At 64.2% G+C, this 13,738-nt stretch carries 14 protein-coding genes and 1 pseudogene; 12 read left to right on the forward strand and 3 right to left on the reverse strand.

Going from position 1 to position 13,738, the window contains the following annotated elements; translation table 11 throughout:
* Positions 1 to 252: pseudogene (locus tag AAFX91_RS30640) on the forward strand (hypothetical protein); the annotation flags it as partial.
* Positions 253 to 383: 131 nt separating this feature from the next.
* Here AAFX91_RS30640 and fliP read toward each other — a convergent pair.
* Entirely contained in the window at positions 384 to 1,136 is a 753-nt protein-coding gene (gene fliP, locus AAFX91_RS30645; protein ID WP_394569095.1) for a flagellar type III secretion system pore protein FliP, read from the reverse strand.
* A complete protein-coding gene (locus tag AAFX91_RS30650) occupies positions 1,133 to 2,104 on the reverse strand; it encodes a flagellar biosynthetic protein FliO (RefSeq protein WP_394569096.1) in 972 nt (323 codons plus the stop codon). The genes fliP and AAFX91_RS30650 overlap by 4 nt, the downstream gene beginning before the upstream one ends.
* A gap of 341 nt (positions 2,105 to 2,445) precedes the next feature.
* Here AAFX91_RS30650 and flgB point away from each other — a divergent pair, with 341 nt between their 5' ends.
* The 10 genes from flgB (at position 2,446) to AAFX91_RS30700 (ending at position 12,327) form a co-directional block, all read left to right on the forward strand.
* Positions 2,446 to 2,856, forward strand: a complete 411-nt coding sequence (gene flgB / locus AAFX91_RS30655; protein ID WP_130583341.1) for a flagellar basal body rod protein FlgB — start codon at positions 2,446 to 2,448, stop codon at positions 2,854 to 2,856.
* A 23-nt stretch (positions 2,857 to 2,879) separates the two neighbouring features.
* The gene (gene flgC / locus AAFX91_RS30660; RefSeq protein WP_028163547.1) at positions 2,880 to 3,305 is read left to right on the forward strand and encodes a flagellar basal body rod protein FlgC; all 426 of its coding nucleotides are present in this window, start codon (positions 2,880 to 2,882) and stop codon (positions 3,303 to 3,305) included.
* A gap of 21 nt (positions 3,306 to 3,326) precedes the next feature.
* The gene (gene fliE, locus AAFX91_RS30665; RefSeq protein WP_130583339.1) at positions 3,327 to 3,635 is read left to right on the forward strand and encodes a flagellar hook-basal body complex protein FliE; all 309 of its coding nucleotides are present in this window, start codon (positions 3,327 to 3,329) and stop codon (positions 3,633 to 3,635) included.
* A gap of 112 nt (positions 3,636 to 3,747) precedes the next feature.
* Complete coding sequence (gene fliQ, locus AAFX91_RS30670; RefSeq protein ID WP_130583338.1) at positions 3,748 to 4,011, forward strand: flagellar biosynthesis protein FliQ; 264 nt, start codon at positions 3,748 to 3,750, stop codon at positions 4,009 to 4,011.
* Between the two features lie 14 nt (positions 4,012 to 4,025).
* Complete coding sequence (gene fliR, locus AAFX91_RS30675) at positions 4,026 to 4,796, forward strand: flagellar biosynthetic protein FliR (protein ID WP_282527809.1); 771 nt, start codon at positions 4,026 to 4,028, stop codon at positions 4,794 to 4,796.
* 9 nt (positions 4,797 to 4,805) lie between these two features.
* A complete protein-coding gene (flhB, locus tag AAFX91_RS30680; protein ID WP_394569097.1) occupies positions 4,806 to 5,882 on the forward strand; it encodes a flagellar biosynthesis protein FlhB in 1,077 nt (358 codons plus the stop codon).
* Between the two features lie 157 nt (positions 5,883 to 6,039).
* Complete coding sequence (cckA, locus tag AAFX91_RS30685) at positions 6,040 to 8,601, forward strand: cell cycle histidine kinase CckA (protein ID WP_394569098.1); 2,562 nt, start codon at positions 6,040 to 6,042, stop codon at positions 8,599 to 8,601.
* Positions 8,602 to 8,929: 328 nt separating this feature from the next.
* Entirely contained in the window at positions 8,930 to 9,553 is a 624-nt protein-coding gene (locus AAFX91_RS30690; RefSeq protein ID WP_245476759.1) for a hypothetical protein, read from the forward strand.
* 976 nt (positions 9,554 to 10,529) lie between these two features.
* Complete coding sequence (locus AAFX91_RS30695; RefSeq protein WP_394569099.1) at positions 10,530 to 11,495, forward strand: Tim44-like domain-containing protein; 966 nt, start codon at positions 10,530 to 10,532, stop codon at positions 11,493 to 11,495.
* 154 nt (positions 11,496 to 11,649) lie between these two features.
* Entirely contained in the window at positions 11,650 to 12,327 is a 678-nt protein-coding gene (locus AAFX91_RS30700) for a lectin (RefSeq protein ID WP_394569100.1), read from the forward strand.
* 31 nt (positions 12,328 to 12,358) lie between these two features.
* Here AAFX91_RS30700 and AAFX91_RS30705 read toward each other — a convergent pair whose 3' ends face one another.
* Positions 12,359 to 12,763 (reverse strand): DUF3606 domain-containing protein, encoded by a 405-nt coding sequence (locus tag AAFX91_RS30705; protein ID WP_394569101.1) that lies wholly within the window; start codon positions 12,761 to 12,763, stop codon positions 12,359 to 12,361.
* 155 nt (positions 12,764 to 12,918) lie between these two features.
* On the opposite strand from AAFX91_RS30705, the gene AAFX91_RS30710 reads away from it, so the two are divergent.
* Entirely contained in the window at positions 12,919 to 13,626 is a 708-nt protein-coding gene (locus tag AAFX91_RS30710) for a glutathione S-transferase (RefSeq protein WP_394569102.1), read from the forward strand.
* The last annotated feature ends 112 nt before the right edge of the window (positions 13,627 to 13,738 follow it).

The following is a 13,738-nucleotide window of genomic DNA, read 5'->3' on the forward strand; positions in this document are numbered from 1 at the left end:
CGAACCGCCGGATACGGACCCGTACGTCCGGTGGTGTGGGAGGGGCGAAGCCGCGAGGCTTCCCCCTATCCCGATCAAGCGACCACGAGCTTCGCGCTGTTTCAGGCCGGCGGCGCGTACGGCCTGTCCTACTGCTTCGAGCAGACCGGCGGCAACTACGCGCTCCTGTTCATGATCGGCGCAGCCGCCATCACCGCCGCTCTCGCCGTCGATCTCGTGGTCGGCCTATTGGGCGATCGCGCGCGCTCGTAGTGCTACCTACCAGCTCTTTTGGGCTCTTGTAGCCCGGATGGAGCGAAGCGCAATCCGGGATTGCTGCGGCTGGCGATACTGTTCCCGGATTACGCTTCGCTCCATCCGGGCTACGGGACTGTGAGATTCGGCTATCCCCCGTAGCTCTGCACCAGGCTGCCGGCGACCAGCGACCAGCCGTCGACCAACACGAAGAAGATCAGCTTGAACGGCAGCGACACCACGACCGGCGGCAGCATCATCATGCCCATCGACATCAGGACCGAGGCGACCACGAGGTCGATGATGAGGAAGGGGAGGAACAACAAAAAGCCGATCTCGAAGGCGCGCTTCAGTTCGGAGATCATGAAGGCGGGCACCAGGATGCGCAGCGACATCTCGTCCGGCGTCGCCGGCGGCGGCTCGCCGGAGAGATCCATGAACAGCTTGAGGTCCTTCTCGCGCACGTTCTTCTGCATGAAGCCGCGCAAAGGGACGGAGGCGCGCTGCAGCGCTTCCTCGACGCCGATCTGGTTGGCGACGAGCGGGCGGATGCCGTCGTCATAGGATTTCTGCAGCACCGGGCCCATCACGAACGCGGTCAGGAACATCGCCAGCGCGATGATCACCGAGTTGGGCGGCGCGGTCGCGGTGCCGAGCGCGGTGCGGAGCAGCGACAGCACCACGACGATGCGCGTGAACGACGTCATCATGATCAGGATCGACGGCGCGATCGAGAGCACGGTGAGCAGCGCGATCAACTGGATCGCACGCTCGGTGACGCCGCCATTGCCCTGGCCGAGATTGATGCTGATGTCCTGCGCAAGCGCAGGCGCCGCCAGCGAGCTGGCGGTGATCAGGACGGCGGTGAATAAAACTCTACGCGGAAACTTCGGCCGCCTCACGAAGGGTTCTTCGGGCGGCCGAGCAGGGAGGCCATCTCGTCTTCGAGATTCTCAAAGCCGCTCTTCTGCGGCGCGGGCGGGGGCGAGGGTTCGCTGCGTGCGGGGCGCGGCGCGGGTGCCGGCTCGGGCGCGACCGGCGGTGCGGCGGCTTCGCTCGGCGGACGGCGCAGCGCGGCCTCGAGCCGCTGCGCCATCTCGGCGAGATTGGCGTCGGCGCTGGACGTATCCGGTGGCGGCGGCGGAGGAGACGGAGGCGGGGGCGGTGGCGGTGGCGGCGGTGCCGCAGCGCGCTCGGGGGTGCGGAGCGGCGCGACCTTCGGCTCGGTCGTGCGCGGCGGGCGCGGGATCAGGGGCTCGGAACGCTCGGTGCGGGGCACGCGCGGCGGGATCGGCTCGGGCCGCGGTTCGGTCCGCTCGGAACGGCTGCCGATCGGCTCCGGCGCGAAGCCGGCGAGCGGATCGCGTCGCTCCGGCAGCGGCGGCGCCGCCGGACGGCGCAGCTCCTCTGCGAAAGACGGGCGCGCGGGCCGCGGCGGCGGCTCAGGCATCGTCGGCTCCGGAGTGTCGAAAATATCGGTGCGGGCGCTTTCGGCCTCGGCCCAGGCGGTATCCGGAAGTGGCGCAACCCGCGGTGGCGGCTCGGCGCTCGCGACCACCGGACGTGGTGGCGCCTGATCGCGGGTCGCCATCGCGCGGACGATGTTGGGTTCGACGACGATGTCGGTGGGGCCGCCGATCATCAGGAGATGCTCGACATTGTCGCGCCGGACCAGCACGAGGCGTCGTCGCCCATCCACCGCCGCCGCATCGATCACCGCCAGCCGCGGCATCCGCCCGCGATTGGTGTTGGCGCCGAGGCGGTTACCGGCAAAGCGTCGCACCAGCCACGCTGCCAGACCGATCAGCGCCAATACGGCGATGAACGCAAAGAGGAACCACAGGATCTGCATATTACTGTCCCCGGCCATCTGGCCCTGCTTTCATGCTGGCTTAGACGGATGCGGGCTGAAGCGATCCGATCAGCGAATCACGCCCGAGATCAGCCTTATTTCTTAATTCCCCACGGCAGTCACGCCGCCCATGTTTACTAATAGACCAAGAATCGATTGTTCCAAAACGACTTCTGAGCCCGCCCGCGCGCGCTGGTTAACGCAGCCATCGTGGCAAAAATGTGCACTTTCCGATGATTCGCAGGTTGCCACCGGACCTGCCCACGACCTCCTGGAACAATTTAACCAGCCGTTAACCATACACCGGGCAAATTCTGCCTACCTCGGGGATGGCCCCAGAGGTTAACGGGGGCACGGCGATGTCCGTCAACGATCTACCGATCCTGTCGGCGCTGCGCACCAAGATGCAGTGGCACCAGGAGCGCCAGCGGGTGCTCGCCGAGAACGTTTCCAATTCCGACACGCCGAACTTCAAGCCGCGCGACCTGGTCGAGCCGACCTTCGACCGCAATGGTGCGACCGTCGGCGGGTCGATGGGCACGCTGCCGATGATGCGGACCACATCCGGCCACATCGCGGCGTCCGGCGCGCCGGAGAATTTCGACCATGACGGCGGCAAGAACGCCTTCATGACCAGGCCGGCCGGCAACGCCGTCAACCTGGAAGAGCAGATGCTGAAGGTCTCCGCCAACCAGATGGACTATGCGGCGGTGACCTCGCTCTACAGCCGCAGCCTCGGGCTGATCAAAACCGCCATCGGCAGGCGCTGACGGGTTTCTAGGGAGGAAGGATCATGGCCGACGATGGAAGCGATTTCGCCCGCTCGATGACGATTGCCACCTCCGGCCTGCGCGCGCAGGCCGGGCGGATGCGGGTGATCTCGGAAAACATCGCCAACGCCGATTCGACGGCGCAGACCGCGGGCGGCGATCCCTATCGCCGCAAGGTGCCGACCTTCTCTTCCGCGCTCGACCGCACGCTGGACGCCAAGGTGGTGACGCTCGGCCGGGTGCGGCCCGACCAGTCGGCGTTCCGCGTCAAATACGAGCCGAGCAATCCGGCGGCGGATGCGACCGGCAACGTGAAATATCCCAACGTCAATCCGCTGGTCGAAATGACCGATATGCGCGACGCCCAGCGCTCCTATGAGGCGAACCTCAACATCATCAGCGCCACGCGGCGGATGATCCAGCGCACGCTCGATATCCTCAAGTCCTAAAGAAACAGGAAGCGATCCAACATGGCCACACCGACAGTTGCCGCCAACGCCTATGCCAGCCTCGCCCGCATGATGGAGCGGGGCGGCGCCGAGAAGGGCGGCGAGACCGCAGGCCCCTCGTTCGGCGCGCTGGTGAAGGAAGCCATCGGCAGCGTCATGGATGCCGGCCGCAAGTCCGACGCCCAGACCGTGGCGATGACCGCGGGCCGGGCCAATGTGATGGACGTGGTGACCGCGGTCGCGGAGACCGACGTCGCGGTCTCGACCCTGGTGTCGGTGCGGGACCGGGTGATCCAGTCGTATGAAGACATCATGAAGATGCCGATTTGATTGGGGCGAATAGGGAGTGGCGAATAGCGAATAGGGGAAGAGGTGTGATCCATTCGCTATTCGCCACTCGCCATTCGCATCCAACGCAAGTAACTGCAAAGCGAGAAACCAAATGACCGGTGCTGAAACCCTCGACGTGGCGCGCGATGCGATCTGGACCATCGTGGTGGTGTCGTCACCCCTGATGATCGTCGGCCTTGTGGTCGGCGTGATCGTGTCGCTGTTCCAGGCGTTGACACAGATCCAGGAGCAGACGCTGATCTATGTGCCGAAGATCATCGCGATCTTTGTGACGCTGCTACTCGCGCTGCCGTTCATGGCGGATTCGATGCACGCCCACATGATGCGGATATCGTCGCGAATCATCGGCGGTTGATGCACTGTGACTGAATGCGCATCGACATATCTTTGCTGCCGGCGCTCGCCGCGACCTTCGTGCTGGTGTTTGCCCGCATGGGGGCGATGGTGATGCTGCTGCCGGGATTCGGCGAGAGCAATATCCCGGCGCGGATCAAGCTTGGGATCGCACTGCTGCTGACTTTGATCATCCTGCCGCTGCACCGTGCTGACTACCATGTCGACATCACGTCGGTGACGTCGCTGATGGTGCTGATGGTGCACGAGATCGTCATCGGCATCGTGCTCGGGGCGACCGCGCGCGTGACGCTGTCGGCGCTCGCGGTCGCGGGCTCGGTGATCGCCCAGCAGCTCGGGCTCGGCTTCGTCACCGCGATCGATCCGACGCAGGGCCAGCAGGGCCAGCTCATCGGCAACTTCCTCACCATTCTCGGCATGACGCTGTTGTTTGCGACCGACACCCATCATCTGGTGCTCGCGGCGCTGAACGAGAGCTACAAGATCTTCTCGCCGGGCGCCTTGATGCCGACCGGCGACGTGGCGGCGCTGGCGACGCGCGCCTTCGCCGAGGCCTTCAAGATCGGCCTGCAACTGTCGGCGCCGTTTCTCGTATTCGGTCTCGTCTTCAATATCGGGCTCGGCGTGCTGGCGCGGCTGATGCCGCAGATGCAGGTCTATTTCGTCGGCGTGCCGCTCTCGATCCTCGCCGGGTTCCTGATCTTCGCCGTGGTGCTCGCGGCGATGATGGGGACCTATCTCGAATACTTCATCGGCGTCATGCACCAACTGACGCCGCTGAAATAGGGAGCCGCCATGGCCGAGGATAGCGACGACAAAACAGAAGACCCTACGCAAAAACGTCTCGATGACGCACATGCGAAGGGCGATGTCGCCAAGAGCCAGGAGGTCAACACCTGGTTCGTGATCGCCAGCGGCACGCTGGTGCTGTCGACCTTCTCGACCTCGACGGCAGCAGGCATCCTGACGCCGCTGCGCAACTTGATCGCCAATTCCTGGATGATCAGGACCGACGGCCCGGGGCTATTGTCGCTGATGCAGACGCTGGGCATCGCTGTCATCGCGGCAATCGGCGTGCCGCTCCTGATGCTGATGCTGGCGGCGATTGCCGGCAACATGATCCAGCACCGCCTGGTGTGGTCGGCGGAGTCGCTGACGCCGAAATTCAGCAAGATCTCGCCCGGCGCCGGCTTCAAGCGCATTTTCGGCAAGCAGGCGGCGGCGAATTTCCTCAAGGGCATCTTCAAGGTCGTCGCGCTCGGCGCGGTCATGACCGCGGTGCTGTGGCCGGAGTGGCACCGGCTGGAATCGCTGCTTAGGATCGACGTCGCCTCGATCCTGCCCGCGACCACCAGCCTGACCGTGCACCTGATGGGCGCGGTGGTGGCGATGCTCGCCGCGGTCGCCATCGCCGACTACTTCTTCCAGTACCGGCAATGGTACGAGCGGCAGAAGATGTCGGTGCAGGAGATGAAGGAGGAGTTCAAGCAGTCGGAAGGCGATCCGCACATCAAGGGGCGCATCCGCCAGTTGCGGCAGCAGCGCATGAAGAAGCGGATGATGGCCTCGGTTCCCAAGGCGAGCGTGATCATCACCAACCCGACCCACTATTCGGTGGCGCTCGCCTACGACCGCAACATGCAAGCACCGGTCTGCGTTGCCAAGGGCGTCGACATCATCGCCTTCAAGATCAGGGAGATCGCCAAGGATCACGACATCCCGATCGTCGAGAACGTGCCGCTGGCCCGCGCGCTCTATGCAACCGTCGATATCGACGAGGAAATTCCGGTCGAACACTATCACGCGGTCGCCGAAATCATCGGCTACGTCATGGGCCTGAAGCGGCGCTGGCTGTCGGGACAGCGAAGCTGACGCGGGATGGGGCTCCGGGAATGGAACGAAAGCGGCCTGAGATGGGCTTAACCTGGGAAATAGCGGCCTGATGGACTTGCGCTCCAAGCTCCGATTGAGGCACTCAGGAGGGCGGGCGAATCTGCACGCCTTCACCGCCGACGGGCAGTTTCCTTCAATGACCGCCGAGACCGATCACAACCAAGCTGCCGAGCCGTTCGTGGCCCACGAACCGGCGCGGCGGAGCGGCAGCATCGTCCTGGTGCTGCTGGTGGCGGCCGGCCTCGTCGCGGTGGCGATCGCGCTGATGACGATCGGCCGCGCCCAGGCGCAGCCCTATATCGTCGGTGTGCTGGCGCTCTTGGCCATGGTCGGGCTGTTCAGCCTGTTCGCCTTTGCCGCCGGAATCGTCCGTTTCTCGGACCGTTCCACCGACGATCCCGTGATGGGTCGGATCGCCAACCACGCCTATGACGGGCTGGCGGTCACGGATTCGCACGGGCACGTGGTCTATTCCAACGCCGCCTATCTCGCGCTGACGGGCGCGGCGAGCCCGCAGGAGGTTCGGCCGGTCGAGCGTGTCTTCATCGGCAATCCGGATGTCTCCGAGGCCGTGTTCCGCCTGCTCAAGGCCGCGCGCGAAGGCAAGCGGCAGCAGGAGGAGGTCCGCATCGCCGGCCATGACGGCCTGCGTGGACGGTGGCTCAGGATGCGGGTGCGCCCGCTCGGCCAGAGCAAGCGCGAACAGAAATATGCGGTGTGGTCGATCGCCGACATCACCCGCGACCGCGAGCGCCAGGAGGACGTCTTCAAGGAATTGCAGCACGCGATCGAATATCTCGATCACGCGCCTTGCGGTTTCTTCTCGGTCACTCCGTCCGGCGAGATCGCCTATGTCAACGCGACGCTCGCGAACTGGCTCGACTACGACCTCGCCGAGATCGGCTCGGGCGGCTTGAAGCTCACCGACATCGTGTCCGGCGACGGCGCAGCGCTGCTGACCTCGATCGTGCCGGCGCCGAGTGAGGTGAAGACCGAAGTCTTCGACATCGATCTCAGGATGCGGAGCGGCAAGCCGATGCCGGTGCGGCTCTATCACAAGCTCGCCTTCGGCGCCGACGGCACGCCCGGGGCCTCGCGCACGCTCGTCATCAGCCGCGCCCGCGACGAGCATCACGATCCCGAACGCGCCGCCGAAGTCCGCTTCATGCGCTTCTTCGACCACACGCCGATGGCGATCGCGACCGTCGATCGCAGCGGCAATGTCGTGCGGGCCAATGCGCGCTACGCCAAGCTGGCGCAAAGCCTGAATGCGGAAGGCTCCGCCGCCAAGTCGATCTTCCGCGCAGTCCATCCGCGCGACCGCAGCCTGGTGATCGCGGCGATCAACCAGGCGGCCGAGGGCAGGGGCGACATCGCACCCGTCGACGTCATGCTCGACGCCGCCAAGGAACGCTGGGGCCAGTTCTTTATTACTGCAGTCGACGAGGACGACCGCGACGCGGAAGCCGCAATCGTCTACATGCTCGAGACCACCGAGCGGCGCACGCTGGAAAACCAGATCAATCAGTCGCAGAAGATGGACATGGTCGGCCAATTGGCCGGCGGCATCGCGCACGATTTCAACAACGTGCTCTCAGCCATCATGATGGCGAACGATTTCCTGTTGAACGCGCACAAGCCGACCGATCCGTCGTTCCAGGACATCATGCAGATCAAGCAGAACGCGACCCGCGCGGCGACGCTGGTGCGGCAACTGCTCGCCTTCTCGCGGCGCCAGACGCTGCGGCCGCAGGTGCTGGATCTCGGCGACGCATTGAGCGACCTGACCATGCTGCTGCGCCGGCTGATCGGCGAGAAGGTGAAGCTCGACCTCGTGCACGGGCGCGACCTCTGGCCGGTGAAGGTCGATGTCTCCCAGTTCGAGCAGGTGGTCGTCAACCTCGCCGTCAACGCGCGCGACGCGATGCCTGATGGCGGCAAGCTAATCATCAAGACCCAAAATGTCGCGGCAGAGGAAGCGGGCCAGCTCGCCTACAAGGGCCTGCCGGCGGCGGACTATGTGCGGATCGACATCACCGATACCGGCACCGGCATTCCGCTTGAGATCATCGACAAGATCTTCGAGCCGTTCTTCTCGACCAAGGAGGTCGGCAAAGGCACGGGGCTCGGCCTGTCGACGGTCTACGGCATCGTCAAGCAGACCGGCGGCTTCGTATATGTCGATTCCTCGCCCGGCGAGGGCACCACCTTCCGCATCTTCCTGCCGCGCCACCGGCCCGAGCAGGAGGTCGCGCCGGAGCCGCAGCCGACCAATGGCGCGGCCAAGGAGACCGCAGCCGAGCCGCCGAAACCAAAACCCGACCTGACCGGGCAGGGCACGATCCTTTTGGTCGAGGACGAGGACGGCCTGCGTTCACTGAACGCCCGCGGCCTGCGCTCGCGCGGTTACAGCGTGATCGAGGCGTCCAACGGCATTGAGGCGATGGAAGCGCTCGACGAGAAGAATGGCGAGATCGACCTCGTCGTCTCCGACGTGGTGATGCCCGAGATGGACGGCCCGACGCTCTTGAAGGAGATGCGCAGCCGCAATCCGGATCTGAAGATCATCTTTGTCTCGGGCTATGCCGAGGATGCGTTCGAGAAGAGCCTGCCGGAAAACCAGCAATTCGCCTTCCTGCCGAAGCCGTTCACGCTGACGCAGCTCGTCGCGGCCGTGAAGGAGACGATGGCGCCGTGACGATAGCTGTGCCTATGAGCAGAAACGAGTCGATTTAACCCAGTAACGTGTCCCCAGCACGTCGTAGCACCGGCGGTCGTGAACCCCTGCTCGCCGAACGTTCGGTCCGGCCTGAAAGCCGACATGTAACGCAAGTCTGACTTTTGACCCAGCTGACACTGGAAGCGGAGGACGCTGGCGTGCCCGGTAGTAGCGCGCTGACCGGCAAGAGTGTCTTCAATGCGTCAGCGTTTCTACCTCATCTAAAGCGGGCATATCCGCTGAAGGCCCTTGATCTAGCGCAATGCCCACGCATTTTACGAAGGGGCAGGCTTAGTGGAGAACGTCCATGAAGCAGATGAGCTTGAGGACATTTGCGATTGCGACCTCGGCCTTCGCGTGCGCTACGTTGCTCTCGTTCAGCTGGTCTGAACAGCGCGGCGTCTCGCTGTCAGTTGAGGGCGCGCAGGCGCGGATCGGTCGCCCATTGACCCCCCTAAGCGGTGCCGGCGTTGCGCGTCGCCATTACCGGCGGGCTGCGTACGGCTACGGTGCCGGTGTGGTCGGTGCTGGCCTGGCGGCCGGCGCGATTGGGACGGCCGCGGTAGCGGCCACCTCACCTTATGGGTACTATGGTGGTGGCCCATATGCAGGCACTGGTTGGGGCTACTATGGCGGCTACCCCGGCAACTATTACGGCAGTTATGGCTACCCTGGCGGCTATTACGGCGGCTACGCCAACCGCAGCTACGTCACCGGACGGCCAACGCTGTTTCCGCGCTACTACGGCGGCAGTTATGCCGCTGGCGGCTACCCTGTTGGCTATTACGGCGGCTACGCCAACCGCAGTTACGTCACCGGACGACCAACGCTGATTCCGCGCTACTATGGCGGCTACGGTCAGTACTACGGCAGCCCGAACAACAGAGGCGGCTTGGTTGGCGGCGACGACGCAGGGACCTACAGTCCCTAAGACTAGCACCGCGTTTCTAGCCGGCATCTGAATAGGCGTTTGCGCTCTCAAGCGGGCGCGAACCCCGTTCCCGCCATCCGCGTGACCACTTCTGCCGCAGCACGACAGCACCGCGCTGATCAGTTAACTAGCGATGGGGCACGACTGCTTATGTGAAGGGTTCGGATGCCGGCCGCCGAATTCGCGGCGCCGTCCCTCAAGCGGCCGGCATCCGAAACCCTTCACAAGATCTGCGCCCCCTGCCAAGTCGTATTTTGGACCCGAAGCGGTCATTCATGCAGATCGGTCAGCGCACAAGACCCGGTGAGCGAGGAGGCGCTGCTCGGCAGTTTGCACCCAATGGCGGCGCGCGAGAGGCGCAGTGGTGACTTTGTCACCGCACCGCGTACGCGAATGACCCAACTCGGCAGGCTACACTCGTTGATCCAGATCAAAGTTCTCCGGCCCCAGATGTGGGCTCGTGCGCCACTAAGGCGACAATCCTGTTTTGGGCGACTTCAACAGGAGAGTAACAATGATCAGGTTATTTGCTGTTGCCTTCGCACTGGCCTTGGCGTCATCAGCGCAGGCCATGCCTCTAGTACCCCTCCAACAGCCGGACGAGATTGTCATTCAAGTCCGCGAAGCATGCGGTCCAGGTATGCGCCGCACTGCGAATGGTGTTTGCATCAGGACTCCCACCCGACGTGCCGCAAGCAGGTGCGCTCGCGGAGTAACTTGCTAACCTCGCGCGGCCGCCGCGAGGCGGCCTTTCTCTTTTCCCGCTGGGCCTGCCTCACGGATAGCATCCTGGAGCGCCTCGCTCCGGTCGCAATGACAGGGTTAAGAAGCTGCAAAAACCCGTGGAAAGACGGGCTTTTGTCACATCCCCGCGACTGAGGGCCGCAGCGGTTGTTCCCGTTTCTGGCTTCCCTTTTGGGCAGGCGTGCCCATCTTAGTGCCACTTTCTCCATTCTGGGGATTCAAGGAAACACAGATGAATTTCACGCAACACACGCGCGGAATTGTTCGGGCCATCGCGGTGGCGATCGCGCTGGCGCTGCCTCTGACGGCTATCGGCATATCGGCGGCTGACGCCCGCGCCGGCGGCGGCTTCGGCTCGGGTTCCCGTGGCTCGCGGAGCTTCTCCGCGCCGCCCAGCACCAACACGGCGCCGGGCATGACGCAACCGCTCAACCGCACCTATAGCCAGCCGGGCACCGGCATGAACTCTCCGGCCGCGAATTCGGGCGGCATGTTCAACCGGGGCGGCATGGGCCGCGGTCTGCTCGGCGGCCTCGCCGCGGGCTTCCTCGGCGCCGGCCTGTTCGGCCTTTTGTTCGGCGGCGGCCTGTTCTCGGGTCTCGGTGGCCTGTCGTCGATCCTCGGTCTGTTGCTGCAGATCGGCCTGATCGTGCTGGTGGTGCGGCTGGCGATGTCGTGGTGGCAGCGCCGCCAGACAACGGCCGCCGCCTACGCCGGCGGACCTGCAGCCGGTGTCGGCCCGCAGCCGAACTATCGCTCGGGCATGGGCTTCGGGCTTGGTTCGGCCAGCGCGCCGCTGGAGATTGCGCCGGCCGACTATGAGGCCTTCGAGCGCCTGCTCAGCGAGATCCAGGCTGCATGGTCGAACGAGGATGTCGGCAAGCTGCACACGCTCGCGACGCCCGAGATGGTCTCCTACTTCTCGAAGGACCTGGAGGAGAACAAGGCTCGCAACGCCGTCAACAAGGTGACGAATGTGAAGCTGCTGCAGGGCGATCTTGCCGAAGCCTGGCGCGAGGGCGAGTCCGATTACGCCACGGTGGCGATGCGGTTCTCGCTGGTCGACCAGACGCTCGACCGTACCACCGGCCGGCCGGTCGCCGGCAGCGAGCAGCCGCAGGAAGTGACGGAGGTCTGGACCTTCGTGCGCCGGCGCGGCAGCGACTGGGAACTCTCGGCGATCCAGCAGGCGAACTGATCGTCCGCCAGATAAGGTAACATAGAGGCGCTGCGGTTCATTCCGCAGCGCCTTTTGCTTTTGCGCGGGTCATTTCGCGGTCGCATCGCCGGAATGGAATAATGGGTACCGCTACGGGTTGATGTCAGAAGCCAAAAACAATCGGGAGGAGCAAATGAAGATTGGTGCCAGTATCATCGCGCCGGCATGTTTCGCACTCGCCGCTTTCGCGGTGCAACCGGCGCAGGCGCAGTCGGCCAACGCGAGCTTCTTCCTGACCAGCAACGGCATCGGCAATGGCGGCAATCTCGGTGGGCTTGCGGGCGCCGACAATCATTGTCAGACGCTGGCACAGGCGGCGGGCTTTGGCGCGCCGAAAACCTGGCACGCTTATCTGTCGACACAGGCCGCCGACGGCCAGCCCGCCATGAACGCGCGCGATCGTATCGGTAAAGGGCCGTGGCAGAATGTGAAGGGTGTGGTGGTTGCCAAGGACGTCGCCGACCTCCACAGCGCCGGCAACAATCTCACCAAGCAGACCGCGCTTTCTGAAAAAGGCGAGGTCATCAACGGCCGCGGCGACACGCCGAATCGTCACGACGTGCTGACCGGCTCACAAGCGGACGGCACGGCGTTTGCCGTCGGCGAGGATCGCACCTGCAAGAACTGGACGAGCAGCACGCAGGGCACCGCCATCGTCGGCCATTCCGACCGGATCGGCCTGCGCGACGACGAGCCGTCGAAATCCTGGAACTCGTCGCATCCTTCGCGCGGTCCCGACGGTGGTTGCTCGCAGGCCGATCTCAGGAGCACCGGCGGCGACGGCTTGCTGTACTGCTTCGCCGTGAACTGAAGCTGGTGAATCCCAAGCCGCCTGCCGAGCGTCAGGCGGCTTTCTTGGTGGCTTTCTTCTTCGCGACTTTCTTCTTCGCTACCTTCTTGGGAGCAGCTTTCTTCTTCGCCACATAGGCCGCGACTTTCTTCGACGAATGGCCCACGGCGGCGACGGCGGCCTTCAGCCTGGCCGGCGTGACTTTGAACTTCTTGGACCAATAGCGCACTTCATAGGGCTCGCTTACCGCAATCCGCGCACGGTCCGCGGCGAGGTGCTTCTGCTCCTTGAAGTAGGCTTCCACCTTCTTGGCGGAATGTCCGACTTTCTTGACGGCGGATTTCAGCTTGGCCGGCGTGACCTTGAACTTCTTTGACCAGTAGGCGACCTCATAAGCCTCGCCCAACGCGATCCGCGCGCGATCAGCGCCGCCGCGCTTCTTCTTGTTATCCGCCATTACATTCTCCTGTCCGATCTGGAATCGGATGTTCCAAGACCGGAACAGGCTAACATCGTCGCGCGCGCTTTCAAACAATTGCGATCAGGCGGCTGCGGAGCGCGGGCCACAGGAGTGTGGTATTGCCGTGAGTCTGTCGCAGGGAGGCATCGTCAATGCGTTATCAACTCTATTACTGGCCCGACATCCAGGGCCGCGGCGAGTATGTGCGGCTCGCGCTGGAGGATGCGCATGCCGATTATGACGATGTCGCGCGCGGCGCGGGCGGCACAAGCGCGATGATGTCGATGATGCAAGCGGGCAAGGGCACACCGCCCTTCGCGCCGCCGTTCCTCAAAGCCGGCAAGCTCGTGATCGGGCAGACCGCCAACATCCTCTTCTTTCTCGGCGCGCGCCATGGCCTGGCGCCGAAGGCGGAAGCGGCGCGGCTTTGGGTGCATCAAATGCAACTCACGATCGCCGATCTCGTGCTGGAGGTTCACGACACCCATCACCCGCTCGGGCCGGGCCTCCACTACGAGGACCAGAAGGCGCCGGCGAAAAAGCGTACCGCGGAATTCTGGAAGGAGCGCGTGCCGAAATTCACAGGCTATTTCGAAGACATCGTGGCGGCGAATGGCGGCGCTTATGTCACCGGCCGCCGCGTGACCTATGTCGATCTGTCGCTGTTTCAGATCGTGGAGGGCCTGCGCTACGCCTTTCCGAAGCACATGCAGGCGTTCGAGGAGAACGTTCCCCGCCTGATCGAATTGCGTGATCGCGTCGCCGAGCGGCCCAACATCAAGACCTATCTGGCAAGCGAGCGGAGGATTCCGTTCAACGAGCAGGGCATCTTCCGCCACTATAAGGAATTGGACCTGTAGTGCGATCTATCCGTCATGGCCGGGCATGACGGCGTGTAGGGTGGGCAAAGCGCAGCGTGCCCACCATCCACGGTCGGTGCAAGAAAGGTGGGCACGCTTCGCTTTGCCCACC

The organism is Bradyrhizobium sp. 31Argb, assembly GCF_043638955.1.
GTDB lineage: Bacteria > Pseudomonadota > Alphaproteobacteria > Rhizobiales > Xanthobacteraceae > Bradyrhizobium.

Bases quoted from the DNA above. Each gene is read 5' to 3' on its own strand.
- flhB (WP_394569097.1), top strand. From the start codon at position 4,806: ATGGCCGAGGATAGCGACGACAAAACAGAAGACCCTACGCAAAAACGT.
- AAFX91_RS30690 (WP_245476759.1), top strand. From the start codon at position 8,930: ATGAAGCAGATGAGCTTGAGGACATTTGCGATTGCGACCTCGGCCTTC.
- AAFX91_RS30710 (WP_394569102.1), top strand. From the start codon at position 12,919: ATGCGTTATCAACTCTATTACTGGCCCGACATCCAGGGCCGCGGCGAG.
- cckA (WP_394569098.1), top strand. From the start codon at position 6,040: ATGACCGCCGAGACCGATCACAACCAAGCTGCCGAGCCGTTCGTGGCC.
- fliE (WP_130583339.1), top strand. From the start codon at position 3,327: ATGGCCACACCGACAGTTGCCGCCAACGCCTATGCCAGCCTCGCCCGC.
- AAFX91_RS30650 (WP_394569096.1), bottom strand. From the start codon at position 2,104: ATGGCCGGGGACAGTAATATGCAGATCCTGTGGTTCCTCTTTGCGTTC.
- fliQ (WP_130583338.1), top strand. From the start codon at position 3,748: ATGACCGGTGCTGAAACCCTCGACGTGGCGCGCGATGCGATCTGGACC.
- flgC (WP_028163547.1), top strand. From the start codon at position 2,880: ATGGCCGACGATGGAAGCGATTTCGCCCGCTCGATGACGATTGCCACC.
- AAFX91_RS30695 (WP_394569099.1), top strand. From the start codon at position 10,530: ATGAATTTCACGCAACACACGCGCGGAATTGTTCGGGCCATCGCGGTG.
- flgB (WP_130583341.1), top strand. From the start codon at position 2,446: ATGTCCGTCAACGATCTACCGATCCTGTCGGCGCTGCGCACCAAGATG.
- AAFX91_RS30705 (WP_394569101.1), bottom strand. From the start codon at position 12,763: ATGGCGGATAACAAGAAGAAGCGCGGCGGCGCTGATCGCGCGCGGATC.
- fliR (WP_282527809.1), top strand. From the start codon at position 4,026: ATGCGCATCGACATATCTTTGCTGCCGGCGCTCGCCGCGACCTTCGTG.
- AAFX91_RS30700 (WP_394569100.1), top strand. From the start codon at position 11,650: ATGAAGATTGGTGCCAGTATCATCGCGCCGGCATGTTTCGCACTCGCC.